Annotated in this window: 12 protein-coding genes; 5 read left to right on the top strand and 7 right to left on the bottom strand. The window is 53.5% G+C overall.

The features are described from left to right. The first annotated feature begins 151 nt into the window (after positions 1–151). Positions 152–1,165: a DUF1254 domain-containing protein gene (locus tag PSR63_RS15500; protein WP_274326583.1), complete on the top strand. Its 1,014-nt coding sequence runs from the start codon at positions 152–154 to the stop codon at positions 1,163–1,165. Positions 1,166–1,209: 44 nt separating this feature from the next. On the opposite strand, the gene PSR63_RS15495 is transcribed toward PSR63_RS15500, so the two are convergent. From PSR63_RS15495 to PSR63_RS15465, 7 genes are all read right to left on the bottom strand, one after another. Continuing rightward, positions 1,210–1,851, bottom strand: a complete 642-nt coding sequence (locus PSR63_RS15495) for a lysophospholipid acyltransferase family protein (protein ID WP_274326582.1) — start codon at positions 1,849–1,851, stop codon at positions 1,210–1,212. 58 nt (positions 1,852–1,909) lie between these two features. After that, positions 1,910–2,923, bottom strand: coding sequence for a phosphatidate cytidylyltransferase (locus tag PSR63_RS15490; protein WP_274326581.1), 1,014 nt, complete (start codon positions 2,921–2,923; stop codon positions 1,910–1,912). Beyond that, complete coding sequence (locus PSR63_RS15485) at positions 2,920–3,642, bottom strand: CDP-alcohol phosphatidyltransferase family protein (protein ID WP_274326580.1); 723 nt, start codon at positions 3,640–3,642, stop codon at positions 2,920–2,922. Before PSR63_RS15485 ends, PSR63_RS15490 begins: the two co-directional genes overlap by 4 nt. 2 nt (positions 3,643–3,644) lie before the next feature. Beyond that, positions 3,645–3,992, bottom strand: a complete 348-nt coding sequence (locus PSR63_RS15480; protein WP_274326579.1) for a hypothetical protein — start codon at positions 3,990–3,992, stop codon at positions 3,645–3,647. 339 nt (positions 3,993–4,331) lie between these two features. Further along, on the bottom strand, positions 4,332–5,219 hold the full coding sequence (locus PSR63_RS15475; RefSeq protein WP_274326578.1) for a DUF3592 domain-containing protein: 888 nt from the start codon (positions 5,217–5,219) through the stop codon (positions 4,332–4,334). 1,161 nt (positions 5,220–6,380) lie between these two features. Continuing rightward, on the bottom strand, positions 6,381–7,025 hold the full coding sequence (locus tag PSR63_RS15470) for a hypothetical protein (protein WP_274326577.1): 645 nt from the start codon (positions 7,023–7,025) through the stop codon (positions 6,381–6,383). Between the two features lie 620 nt (positions 7,026–7,645). Continuing rightward, positions 7,646–9,136 carry a cation:proton antiporter gene (locus PSR63_RS15465; protein ID WP_274326576.1) on the bottom strand — a complete coding sequence of 497 codons (1,491 nt, stop codon included), beginning with the start codon at positions 9,134–9,136 and terminating at the stop codon, positions 7,646–7,648. A gap of 639 nt (positions 9,137–9,775) precedes the next feature. Between PSR63_RS15465 and PSR63_RS15460 the strand changes: the two genes are divergently transcribed. The 4 genes from PSR63_RS15460 (at position 9,776) to PSR63_RS15445 (ending at position 12,366) form a co-directional block, all read left to right on the top strand. Beyond that, complete coding sequence (locus PSR63_RS15460; protein WP_274326575.1) at positions 9,776–10,243, top strand: hypothetical protein; 468 nt, start codon at positions 9,776–9,778, stop codon at positions 10,241–10,243. 63 nt (positions 10,244–10,306) lie between these two features. Then, entirely contained in the window at positions 10,307–10,555 is a 249-nt protein-coding gene (locus tag PSR63_RS15455; protein WP_274326574.1) for a hypothetical protein, read from the top strand. Then, positions 10,548–10,946: a hypothetical protein gene (locus tag PSR63_RS15450; protein ID WP_274326573.1), complete on the top strand. Its 399-nt coding sequence runs from the start codon at positions 10,548–10,550 to the stop codon at positions 10,944–10,946. Before PSR63_RS15455 ends, PSR63_RS15450 begins: the two co-directional genes overlap by 8 nt. A gap of 40 nt (positions 10,947–10,986) precedes the next feature. Continuing rightward, positions 10,987–12,366, top strand: a complete 1,380-nt coding sequence (locus tag PSR63_RS15445; protein ID WP_274326572.1) for a DUF4339 domain-containing protein — start codon at positions 10,987–10,989, stop codon at positions 12,364–12,366. Positions 12,367–12,383: the final 17 nt, after the last annotated feature.

Below are 12,383 nucleotides of genomic sequence, written 5' to 3'. Positions count from 1 at the left end.
CCTGTGCTGCGGCAAATCGCGACCGACGGGTAGTCGACCTCGCTAAAGGGTTTGGCGAACGCTCCTTGGCAGCGATCGGGGGACATTTCTAAAGGGGCCGTCGATTCTGACTGGAAGTCTATTAATGTGAAACAACTGCGGAGAAGAAGAAATGGTTAGTCGAACCGCGCTAGTCTTCATCCTTTTAGCAATGTGCGATGCCATATGCACGGCACAAGACGTTACGCCCGAGAACTACATCCGATCCGAGGTCGATTTTGCCTTCGCGGATTTTCAGAAGAACGCAGGTGGCAAGATCAACGAGTTCTTCTACATCACTAAACCCACGCCACTCAACGAGCAAACCGTGGTGCGGATGAACCGGGATACCTTGTATGCGGGAGCGGTCGTCGATACCGAGGGTGGCGCTACCGTCACAATTCCGGAGTTCCCCGATGACCGCTACTTTTCCGTACTCATCGTCGACAACGACCATTATGCGCCGGCCGTTTTCTATGAACCAGGCACGCACAAGATTCCTGGCGATACCAAGTACGTCGCGGTGATCCAACGCATTCAGTTGATGGACCCCTCGGACCCCGAAGACGTGGCGCTTGTTAACAAGTTGCAAAAAAGCATCAAGATCGAGACGTCCAGTGCGGACCCATTTCCAGAACCTAAATGGGACAAAGATTCGATGCTTCGTTTGCGTTCGGAGTACGAGAAGGAGTTTCAGAAGTTCGATCAGTACGAGCCAGACTGGATGGGACCGCGTGGCAAAGTCAATGAAGCGACGCGACACCTCGCCGTCGCCGGTGCGCTCTTTTTGTTCCCGGAAAGAGACGCAGTCTACATCAATTACACCGGGCCGGCCGATCCGTCGAAATGCTACCAAGCGACTTACAAGGTCCCTGATAACGATGCCTTTTGGTCGATCACCGTCTATGGAGATGACGGCTTCATGAAGAGCGACAAAAACATCGTGAATGACCGCAATGTCAAGCTGAACGACGACGGTACATTTACCGTTCACTATGGCTCGCCCGAAACGTGTGGCGACAAGCCGAATCGTGTGGACATCACGGAGGGATGGAATTTTCTGATGCGGGTCTATCGACCGGGTTCATCTATCTTGAGGCGTGAGTACCAGTTGCCCGCAGTGGAAGTGGTGATGGATACTGAGTAGGCGATTTCTTAAGCCAAGCAGCAAAGCACCGCTGGCCTGATCGGCTAGTCCCATTCCGGTCGATAGCATTCTTGGGACAATTCCTCGAAGCGTGTTTCTAGCGTCGCGATGAATTCGTCTCGGTTGCCGGTCCATTCGACCTTCTCGCCGACAAAGATGTCGACAAAGAACGGTACGAGAATTCCTTCGCCACGCGGCAGGGCTTTTCCCAAGCCATGCAAAAACACCGGTACGACCGGGACGTCAGGTCTTCGCTTGGCGACATGGGCGATTCCATTTTGGAGCTTCGCCATCTGCTCAGGCTCGCCGCGTGAGCCTTCGGGAAACAGGATCAGAATCTCGTTTCTTTCCAATCCTTCGCAGATGCCGGCCAATGGGTCGGTACGCATGCCGGCGACCTTCCGTTCCAGCGGCAAGATGCCGATGATTTTCGTCGAAAACCAGGCCCGGCGGGGGTTCTTCAGAAAGTAGTCCGCAGCGGCGACCGGGTGCACGTCATGCAGACGGCTCATGCCGAACAAGGTCATCAACACGATCGCGTCGAGGTGGCTATTGTGATTGGCAACGACAATCGCCGGTCCTTTTTTGGGAAGCAGTTCGCCGCGACGAATGTTCAGTCCAAGCACGATCAGAACAATCGGTCGCACGACCAGCAGGAAGAACAGATATCGCAATACGTTGTTCAAAACCGAAGCTCTCCGAGGGTGACCCTGTTTCCCGTGGTGGGATCAAGCGGGACGCAATCTAGCCGTAGCAGTAGTACACAAAGTGAAAGAAGATGGGGGTCGTGTAGGTAAGGCTATCGACTCGATCAAGGATACCACCATGGCCTGGTAGCATCGAGCCAGAATCTTTGACGCCCAAGTCTCGCTTTAGCGCCGAAATGGAAAGATCTCCCGCAAAGCCGCTCACCGCAATCAAGACGCCACCCAGCGCGGCCGTCTTCCAGTCCAGGATCGTCAGCCAAGGCCCCAGCAGCATGGCCAGCACGACCGTCGAGCCGATACCTCCCAGCAGTCCCGCGACCGTCTTCCCGGGGCTGACCGTCGGGGCCGCCCGCATTTTGCCGAACGATTTGCCCCAGATATATTGCGCGACGTCATTGAACTGCGTGAGCAGCACCAACAAGACCAACAGGCCAACGCCAGGGGCAAACTGATTGTCGACGTCAGGCCACTCGGGAGCCACCAAGGCGGTCTCGGGGATCTTCAGCGACATCAGGGCCACCATATGCGAAAGACTGAAGACCATGGTCATCAGTCCCCAGTTCAACGTGGAAATGGCCCGCAAGAAGCCTTTAGTTTCACCGATAGAAACGACGCGAGCCGGCAGGAACAGGAACATATAGACCGGGATGAAAACGAGAAACATTCCATACCAGCCAATGTAGGCCAGGTAGTACTGAATCGGAATCGCGAGATAAGCCCAGAAGAGAACCCGCCGATCTGCCCGGCGTGTCGGAATCAACGAGAGATATTCCTTGAGCGCCAAAAAGCTCACGAAGGCCAGGAAGATGGCCGACAACATTGGCGACAACACCACGGCAAGCCCGAACATCCAGGCGATCACCCACCACGTGCGGACGCGTAGCCGCAATTCGGTATGGTCGCGCTCGGGCTGCAGTCGTTGCTTGACTCTTACCAGTACGCTGGCAATCACCAACGCCAGGGCAATACTACTCAGCGTGATGATCACTTCGGTCGTCAGATGATCGAACTGCGTCCAGCCGCGAAACCATTCCATCAGTGACTCGATCATTGGGCCGAATCCCCTTGCGCAGCACGCTCGCGCATCTTATTTGCAATGACGATCAGGCGTCGTACGGCGGTGACCAAGCCACCGACGCACAGAAGGATGAGGGCTGCTGCCATGATCCCCATTTGTGTCTCGGTATGGATGGGTTGCCACGAAGTGGGAAGCAACGCACACGCGACACATGTCAGTGTCATCAATGCCATTCGCTGCTGCTTGGCAAACGGACCGAGAAAGACCTGTCCGACACCCACACTTGCGCCAATGGCTCGCACATAAGCCACAAACACGGCAATCAGCGCCGCTGCCATCCCAGCGATTGGGTTTCCGCCAAAGGCCAGGCCGGCGCCGATTAAGATGGCCGGGTCGGAAAGGCGGTCCGGAACTTCGTTGTAAAGTTCGCCGACTGCCGAGGCCTTGCCCCCTTCGACCGCTACCATGCCATCAAGCAGGTTGGCAATCAGCCGCAGTTGGATGAAGACCGCGCCAGCAAACCATAAGCTGCGTCTTAGCAGTTCGGTTTCCACATGCGAGGTCGCCGCCAGGCAGATCCCCGCGAGTACGGCTGCGACAACACTGCTGACAGAAATGGCATTCGGGGTAACGCCTGAATTTGCGAGCTTCGCCGCCAGCCATTGAAAGAAGGGCCACTGTCGACTTTTCAGCGGGCGTCGGCCGGCAGGTTCTTGCGGCGAGTTCGGTGATGTGGATGCGGTATCGGTCACACTTAGCGTCCCATAAGATACATTCCACCAATCAATAGCAGCATGCCAGCCACGTTGATCGGTCGAATCGGAGTTTCGTAAGCCATGAGCCCGATCAAAGCGGCCCATATGAACGTAGTCGCGTAAACCGGATACAGTACGGACAACGCCCCTCCCTTTTTGAATGCAGCCACGAACAACACCATCACCGCGATATAACAGACAACGCCCCCAAGGATCCGCGGATTGAGCAGATAACTGCTGATCGAACCGCCTGCGGTTTCGGCACCCGATTTATAAAGAAACTGTCCCACTGCCCCTATCAAGGAAGCCAACAGAAAGAGAATGATCGACACGACCGGAGTTGTCACAAAGATGCCTCCCAATGAAGTCAAAAGAGAAGTTGGCCAGGTAGCCGGAGCCACCATAATCAAGTCGGTGGCGCCCCAAGCAATGCAGCGTTGCCTAGATCATACTTGGCAGCCCTGACCAAATCACCATCCTACCGGTCACTTCCAGCGAGAGTTCTTGGCGGTCGTTCGATCCATGCAAGGGATGGCTGGCTGGCTTCAGAAAAGCGAAAGAAAAACGCATCTTGCCAAGTCGGACATGGTGGGTCGCAGTGGGGGCGGCCAAAAGGACCCGCGACGGGTCTAGCGGCTAATTAACTCAAACTGACATAGAGATTTGATCAGGGGATGACTTAATAGTTACCCAGCCGAACTCCATTCGCCCTGACTGGTGAAGAGATTGATCAAACTCTGAATACGCGACACCATCAACGCGCCTCCCATCAGAATAAACATGCACGACATCAACAGCGGTAGGGCTATGGTGCGTACATATTGTACGTTCGGGTAGAGTACCGAATCAGAATGTTCTTCAGGGTTAACGTAAACGACGACCTTACGGCCGACGGGATACTTCGCTACAAACCGATTTGCGAAAAACTTCGTTTTAAAATCAAGATGATCCTCTCCCCGCAATTGGGAAGACTCGTAAGTACGACCATCAATTTCGTAGCTGTAAATGATGACTACGCCATAAATATTCTGAGTCCCCTCCTCGCTAGACCGAACTGTCCTACGTATCCAACCTGAGTCTACTATCTCCCCCTCGACTTGACGCCACATCGTAAACGAATGCTGCCTTCGCCAAGAGTCAGGTATAGCGGCCATACCGCCCAGTCCCAAAAGCAGTAGAAGGAGACCACCAAAGAATTTGAATTCGACTACGAGAATGAGGAGGATTACAACACAAATAACACCGAGCAAAATCCACTTGAGAGTACTACTTAGCCCTGCTGACTTACCGTGCAGCGAAGCCAAGTTCGCAGATTCATCTACTGTCGACGGCTCACACGGAACGGAAGGTTGATCCGTTTTCTCATCTTGGGAAGGCGGTGCTTCGGCTTGGTTGGTTTGGATTGCGACTCTTTTGATCCTGTCCCAAACTGATTTCAACTCTTGAAAAGGACCATCCGCAGAATTACTTACAAGATCGGAGCCCACCACTTTCTTTGCTCTCACAAAGCCGAGCAATTGCTTGTGGCTGAAAGGGCCTTGTACTTTTTCGCCGCGTTTCAAGAAGTACTTCAAAGCATCGTAGTCCTAATTTCCTGATAATCGGAAATCGATTTGCGACGGGAAGCAAAGTGCTGAACCTTATAGACGTGCTGACAACCTCCTTATCCTTCGCGTCAATCGACTCTGCTGAACTCTCATCGCCGAGAATTTGAACACTTTCTAACACAATTCTAATCGAATCTCAAAAGATGACGTTCAGCAACACCTTTTGCCCAACCCAGCCGTTTTTCGGTTTGGACCGTTCATGGTGGCCAAATTCAACCATGATCAAGAGTTCGACCTTGTGGAAACAATCCACCAGCGGTGCCCGTCTATGATGTGGACGCCACAATGTATCGGTGTTTCTTTGCGTTTTCTGTCAACGAGTGGAACTGACCATTCACTCAAGGAAATCGTAGTCCTACCATTATGTTTCATGCAGTTTCCGGCAGAAGAAGCATGAAATGACGGATGAGAAACCGAGGGAATTAGAACGGTGCCACTTACCTCTGGCAACACTCGATATCGTGATCGCCGGGATGGTTGCGACCGCAAGGGAGTACTATAAGTGGTGATCGTTTGCGAACGTGCTTCGATTATCGATCACATCCTTGGATTTGTGTCGGTGATTCAATGAATGGCTACTTGCTTCTAATTCTTCTCGTGTTCTTGTTGGCGGCCATAACAGCTTGGACCTGGTGGCAAAAGGGTCGAATTCCTTACCGTTCACTGCCACGACCGTTTCGAGAGCGACCGTCATTAGAAGAGACTTGGAAACAGGCCTGCCACGATGAAACGATATCCGAGGCAGACACTTGCCTGCAGATGTTATGCGAAGCATTCTCGTTCGACCCAGATGATCGCTATCGATTTGCCCCGAATGACCGCATCGTGGATGTGTACCAAGCTTGCTATCCTCGCTGGCAGATATGGAATATCGGCGATTGTATGGAGATCGAATCACTAATGATGGACCTTCAGCGGCGTTTTCAACTCGACGACGTAGAAATCTCTGAGATGACGATCATCGAGATTGCGGGCCTAATGAAGTCCTCTTTACGGTCCCAAGAAAGCTAAGCGATCGACATAAGCCATCCGCTTTCTTTCCAGAGGCTATTTCTTCAACGATACCGTCGCCAAATTTGGCGGTCCCATTCAGCCATGATCGAGTGATTCGCTTGTGAAAACTTGGGTCTACGGCATTAAGGAAATGATTGCCCAGTATGTTCGGGCGATTGCCGCTGGCAGCACGATTAGGATCGCGATGAAATGGGGCCAGCGAACCTCCATCCCTACCAGCAAATCAACGATGTAGACCACCCCAAACAGAATGCAAGCCGCCAACCAGATCAAGGCCGGCGCGATACCCGGATAGTCGTAACGTATGCTGTGAAATTCGGTCATCGCTCCAAGCATCATGAGTACTGCGAAGATCCCATAAGCAATCATCCAGCGAGTTGGCAGAGGGTGTTTTTGTGCTCGAAGTCCGAGTAACAACGGTAGCCAATACAATGGCACGATTACCCAATGAGACACAATCCGAATCACCGAGATAGCTCCATCCCCCATCTGACCTTGGATCCACACCGTTTCTATCTGTCCGTCCTCGTCAATCATTTCAAACGACGTTGGACTCAAGTATGTGTATGAACCCTCCAGCAACTCGACGGCATCTAGGCTGTTATTCAACAAACAGAGCGTGGCCGCCAGGTACCATAACCAGACGCCCGGATAAGGGATGGGTGGTAGCTTTTGCAACAGCCTCGATACGAAAAACACGAGACCTGCCAGCGAGGTGCCCACAGCCAGACCGATGCTGATCTCTACGCCAACGGTCACAGGGGTCCATCCTTCCGCGTCGTCCGGCGCAAAGAGCAACCCAGACACGGCGAATGCTACCGTACAGCAAGTGACCCAAACAAATAGGTGCGCGATCGTAAGTTTTTGCTTGTCCAAATTTCAGCCCCGGAACCAACAAGGGACGGGTGTCTTTGTAGATACAACCTTACGACCGTCGATGCCGTCGCCCCTTCACCTGATTTGACCTACTCACACCTAGGATTGTCCTTCGTAGCTGGATTGACCAACAACTCGCCGAACTCGGCTTGCTCTCCTGGCCACTCAACGCTGCCGAAAACGCTGCGAGGCCATGACGTGACCGCAACTCCATGTAGAAAGCCACCTTGCGACGAAAGAATCTTGCCGAAACGTCTCCTTATCGGACCATTTATAGGGCCCATCGGAAAGCTCTCGACGGTAATTAGAAACCAACCACGACATGATCCCTAACGAGGTTTATCTTATTCGTCATCTCACCCAGGACTCGTCCTTATTGTGCACGAACGGCATAGTCGAAGTAGGCTTCGGTGGCGAGGGCTGGGTTGTTGTCAATTTGGTGGTGCTCGTACGGAGGTGGCCACAACCTCCTGCTTCAGCTTTGACTAGATCGCCATCAGTAGCTAGTGGGCGTCTGCTTTGCCTTGCCCTGCGAGACCCAACTGGCGCAGCATCGGCCCCATGGTCAGCCCGCCGACGAGGATCGAGAAGGCGACGACAACGTAGGTCATCGTCAGGACGAGTTCGCCGACGTTGTCGTACTGCGATTGCATGGCGTGGATCTCTTCCTTGAGCGATAACGCGAGTGCAACACTGATCCCGCCGCGCAGGCCGCCCCAAGTCATGACCTTGATCGCGTGCGGCGTGAATTCTCGGCCGGTCATCTTCTTCAAGGCAGTTATCACCGTGCCAACTGACAGGAACCTCGCCAGCAGCGCCGCGGGGATCGCCAGGGCCCCGGCCAACAGATACGGCACCGTGAACGAGAGCACCAAGACCTCCAGCCCGATCAGCACAAACAGAACCGCGTTCAGCAGTTCGTCCACCAATTCCCAGAACGTATCGAGGTGCTCGCGCGTCTTGTCGGACATCGCAAACGTTCGGCCATGGTTACCCAGGATCAGCCCAGCGACCACCATCGCCAATGGCCCGGACACGTGCATCGCCATCGCCAAGGCATACCCGCCGGTCACCACGGCCAGCGAAAGCAAAATCTCCGTCGCGTAGTGATCAATGCTTCGCAACAGGAAGAACGCGATCATCCCCAGCACGAAGCCCAGTGCAAGCCCGCCGCCGGCTTCGAGCGCGAAGAGCTTGGCGACATCCATTGCTGTCGTCTCCGCCTTCTCAATGTGTTTTTGATCATCGAGCGAATGTTCGCTTTCGTGTTGTTCCGCATCCTTTGCTGCCTCAGGCGTGACGGCTGGTGGATCGCTATCCGCGTCGGGTCGTTTCCCTAAATCTTCCTCGCTCTGTTCAACGACGTGGTTGGACTCATGCTTCTTCTCTACGTCTTCATGCGATTCCCCATGCTGGCCCAACCCCGCGATCCCCAGCAGCGCAATAAACACCACCACGCCCACGCCATCGTTAAACAGCGACTCGCCCGCGATCTTGGTCTCCAGCGGCTTGGGCGCGCCGAGGCTCTTGACGATACCCAAGACCGCGATCGGGTCGGTTGGCGCGACAATCGCCCCGAAGATCAGGCAGTAGATGAAGCGGACTTCGATGCCAAGCCAGCCGGTGATGACATAGGTGAGCCCCCCGACGATGAACGTCGTCGCAAGGACGCCGACGGTCGCGAGTAGAGCGATGGCCGCAGACTGCTTCTTGAGGTCGTTTAGGTCGACATGCAACGCCCCGGCAAAAAGCAAATAGCCGAGCATGCCCTCCATCAGCGTCTGGTCGAAGTCGATCGAACCGACGAGCATCTCAGCCGCGGTGAGCGCGCCCGCCTCCGGTACGATCCAATCAATCAGTAGCAGGGCGACCGCGTGCAGCATGGCCAGCAGCATCAAGCCTACCGTCGTCGGCAGCTTGAGCAGTTTGTGGTTGATGAACGCGAAGGCCGCTGCGAGGGCCACGAGGATGCCGGCGATATTGAAGAAGCTCATGGCAACCTTTATACCGTACTTCGCTGGAGGAAAAAGAGGGAGAACACTGTCTGATCGCCTGCCGATACGCCGAATGCAGGCGCGCTTCGCGCTGGGGTCGTCAAACGATCAGATGGAATGAATGACGCTGGATTCTTCCGTCGAAGATCACAGTCTGCGAACGCCGTCATTTCCAGAAACTTTAGGGGAGTTGAACCTGAGTGCGGTATGACGATCCTGTCGGCTTGTTGTCTGATCCCCTAGGAGGTTTGCTTCTTTAATAAACCTCCCGCTGTGGTTGTCAGCATGCTTATCGACCGTTTCGTTCAATTAGCGGGGCGAGCGACACCTTGTCATGATGTTGATCTCAGGCCGACCGAAAAGAACTCGCCGACCGCACCCGTTATGGCATTCACGTAACCCAAAAGAAAAACGCACCCCGCCGAAACCGACAAGGTGCGTTGAAAGTGGAGGCGGCGGGCTGGCAGTTTGGTCGCCACAACCCCAGAAATACAAGGGCTTTACAAAACGGCCTTTTTCTAATTGGCCACTGGTTTGGCCACCACCAACCAGACTATTTGGCCACTTTGTTTTGCGAATTTTCGCTCTCTAGGCACCTGCTACCTCTCCAAATTTTGAACCACAAAGTTTGGAGCCATCATGCGAAACAGCAGCGCCGCCGAAGTCATTGCCCGATTCTGGATCATGGGGTTCTTAATCTCATTGCCCATCGGCATTCCCGCCGTCGTGACCGGGGCCATCAGCCTCGGATTCTTGGCCTCCATCGCCTTCATCGTCGCCGTATTATTCAACACCGCTCAGTGGCTCGGGCATCGACTCCTGTTTGGTCACACCGAAGAGTATCGGGAGTTCACGGCCAACGGACTCGACCCGTGGTTTGACCATTCGTGCCCGTGGCCCTTCCGCTCGGACGCTGAAATTCTTGCATCGCCAGAAGATGGACCAGCAGAGCGATGGTACTGCCCATACTGCCACGCTGAGATGGTCGATCTGGATTTCCATTGTTGGAACTGTGGCCAAGGCCATTGGCTGTGCGGGAACTGTAACGCTCCCATTGAAGGTGAGTTCGCTCCGTGTAATCGGTGTGGGAACAGTCCACCTCGGTAAGTAGGCACCTGCTAGTGAGGAAGCGCTTTGTGCCCAAAAACTGCAACCGAGAGGAGTTTCCAAATGAAATTGGATGTTGCCGAGTGTGAAGTTCTGTCGCTCGATACCGGCGTGATTGACTGCCCAACCACGGCGAAGAAAGTGCCTGTTCTGTTTATGACAGTGCGAGTCACAGGCCAAGGGATCGTCAATCTGGCCATTCGCAACCCGAGACGACTCAAGTACGACGTGCCGCTGGTGATCCGTAATTCTGCTGTCTTGAACGGAGGCAAGTTTGTGCCCGAGCATCCAGAGGGAGATGACAATGAATGAGAACATACCAGCAATCACCGTCGTCAAGCGAGGATGTGACAAGTTCCCACGCTTCATCGTCGCCAAAGGAGACGCCTACAAGAATCCCGTGTTTTGGGACGGCTCGGATTGGACGGCCAACGAATCCGAGGCCCGAATCTTCGCAAACGTCACCGAGGCGTCTTGGGTTTACCACGATGCGATGATGGAGAGTCTTCAAGATCGCCCGGTCCATCGATTTGTGGCTCCGCTGTATATCGAACTACACGGGGAAAAGCCGAAGCTCGAAGACCTTCGCAAATGGCTGGAGAAGGCCGTGCGGGTTGTGGTGAACTCACCCGATCATGGTCTTGGGCCGGAAGAGTCCGTGGCGATGATGATTCTCGATGCAGAGGAGACGAAGGGGGAGTGAATGTTGCAGTTCGTGAAAAGTCAGGGGATAATGCCAAGCCATGAGCGAGAAACTTTGGCACTATTCACAAAACGGCGAAACGCACGGTCCAATCACGTCGTCGCAACTGAATGAACTGGCCACAACTGGCCAGCTTTCCCCCGACGATCTCGTTTGGCATACCGACATGAAAGATTGGCGTCGGGCAGGGACCGTAAAATGGCTGTTTCCTCATCTGTGTGAAACAAAAGTTTCAACTCCGACTCAACCACCTGAGGCACGAAAAACAGGTGTGTCGCTTAAGGAGGGTCAAAGGTGGTGGCAGAACCTTTTCGTCATTGGTTTGTTTTGTCTGATCTTTCCTCCGGTCGGTTTCATTTTGCTCATTTTCAAGCTCGTCGGCACTGAGAGACTTTCAAGGAAAACTCTACTCATTGGTGGAGGTGCCGTTGCTGCCCTGCTTGTCATGAGCATAGTAACCTCAGTTTTCCAACGTGAAGCTGCTGCTGTCAAGATCGCACAAGCGGAGTCGCTATGGGATCAGGGAGATAGAAGTGAGGCAGGCCCATTCTACCTTTCCATCGTACAGGAATTATCGGATTGGATTCCCACAGAGAAACGATCCAGTGTCTATGGAAGGACATTCGACTTTCTCGCCGAAGATGGTCGTGAAGCTGAAGCTAAAGATGTTTACGAGAAAATGAACTCCTATGTCTCGCCCGTTAGCCCTATGGTTTCGAGTGATGTTGGACGGGAGTTGATTGCGACAATTCGTTCGGGGTCAACAATCGCTACAAAAACAAAGTCTTCCTCAGCTTCAGCGGAATCTGGCGAAATCGGAACACTCGAAGAGTTGGGCGATGCAGCCTATGAAAACCTGCCCTTTGCGGACGTAGAAGAAAGTCCAGATATAGCAGCAGTCCCTCTCACGGAAGATTTTGCCAAGGCTGGCACTTTCCGTTTCCGCTCCATTAACCCTGATATGCTTAAAGCTTCCTTGACACCACAATTATGGGAACAGACATCGATCACAGGTTACAAGGAACGCACGCAGATTGGTGAATCAGACGTGACGTTCAATATTCAACTTAGTAAAGGTGAGCCAAAAACTATGCTCCAATATCATGGTGAAGGCTTCACCTCCCCGATCATCCGTATCGGTGCCTTGCCCGGAGATCAGTGGGAATGGATTAATCTCGATGTGGTTGGTGAGGAGGTGATAACTCGTTTCCATTACCGACGCTGTGTACGCCACAATGAAAGACGCTGTGTCATGATTGAAAAAGAAATCTTAGGCGATGATAGAATGCCAGTAGTTGCAAAGTGGGTTAATTGGTACGCCGAAGGAATCGGTCTTGTGAAGCAATCTGAGTATCATTGGTGGTCGTCAAAATTGAACTTTACACATATCAGAGCCAAACACAGAATCATCGATCAATAAGTTGATAGAGCCGATTC

This window comes from Bremerella sp. P1 (assembly GCF_028748185.1).
Lineage (GTDB): Bacteria > Planctomycetota > Planctomycetia > Pirellulales > Pirellulaceae > Bremerella.
Note: the sequence above shows the minus strand (reverse complement) of the source record. Positions and strands in the feature narration are given on the sequence as shown.

Bases quoted from the DNA above. Each gene is read 5' to 3' on its own strand.
- PSR63_RS15490 (WP_274326581.1), bottom strand. From the start codon at position 2,923: ATGATCGAGTCACTGATGGAATGGTTTCGCGGCTGGACGCAGTTCGAT.
- PSR63_RS15500 (WP_274326583.1), top strand. From the start codon at position 152: ATGGTTAGTCGAACCGCGCTAGTCTTCATCCTTTTAGCAATGTGCGAT.
- PSR63_RS15445 (WP_274326572.1), top strand. From the start codon at position 10,987: ATGAGCGAGAAACTTTGGCACTATTCACAAAACGGCGAAACGCACGGT.
- PSR63_RS15460 (WP_274326575.1), top strand. From the start codon at position 9,776: ATGCGAAACAGCAGCGCCGCCGAAGTCATTGCCCGATTCTGGATCATG.
- PSR63_RS15455 (WP_274326574.1), top strand. From the start codon at position 10,307: ATGAAATTGGATGTTGCCGAGTGTGAAGTTCTGTCGCTCGATACCGGC.
- PSR63_RS15450 (WP_274326573.1), top strand. From the start codon at position 10,548: ATGAATGAGAACATACCAGCAATCACCGTCGTCAAGCGAGGATGTGAC.
- PSR63_RS15465 (WP_274326576.1), bottom strand. From the start codon at position 9,136: ATGAGCTTCTTCAATATCGCCGGCATCCTCGTGGCCCTCGCAGCGGCC.